The sequence below is a fragment of the Geobacillus proteiniphilus genome, from assembly GCF_001908025.1.
Classification (GTDB): domain Bacteria; phylum Bacillota; class Bacilli; order Bacillales; family Anoxybacillaceae; genus Geobacillus; species Geobacillus proteiniphilus.
In genome coordinates this window covers 1-643 of the sequence record NZ_MQMG01000142.1, presented here as the reverse complement: position 1 = coordinate 643, position 643 = coordinate 1, and the positions used below count along the sequence as shown (strand labels likewise).

Sequence of the window (643 nt, the reverse complement as noted above, 5' to 3'; positions counted from 1 at the left end):
CCATCTTCCTTGAACCTGCTGGAAGACGAAGGCGCAAAACACTTGAAGGAATCCTCATTCCTTCAAAACTGAACGAAACAGAAGCGCGGTTGTGCATCGAATCACGACTAATGTCTAACTCCAGCGCCTGGCTCTCTTCTGCCAAATAACCTTCCCCCTCGGGGTGCAAGCACCCCTGCGGGTGAAGAACATTTGGCTTCGAGAGCCAATCGCGGCGCTTCCGCTTTTCTCCTTAGAAAGGAGGTGATCCAGCCGCACCTTCCGGTACGGCTACCTTGTTACGACTTCACCCCAATCACTTGCCCCACCTTCGGCGGCTGGCTCCCTTGCGGGTTACCTCACCGACTTCGGGTGTTGCAAGCTCTCGTGGTGTGACGGGCGGTGTGTACAAGGCCCGGGAACGTATTCACCGCGGCATGCTGATCCGCGATTACTAGCGATTCCGGCTTCATGCAGGCGAGTTGCAGCCTGCAATCCGAACTGAGAGCGGCTTTTTGGGATTCGCTCCCCCTCGCGGGTTCGCAGCCCTTTGTACCGCCCATTGTAGCACGTGTGTAGCCCAGGTCATAAGGGGCATGATGATTTGACGTCATCCCCACCTTCCTCCGACTTGTCGCCGGCAGTCCCTCTAGAGTGCCCAACT

At 56.9% G+C, this 643-nt stretch carries 1 rRNA gene; it reads right to left on the bottom strand.

The window, feature by feature from the left end:
• Positions 1–236: 236 nt before the first annotated feature.
• Positions 237–643 (bottom strand): 16S ribosomal RNA (locus BRO54_RS18910); the annotation flags it as partial.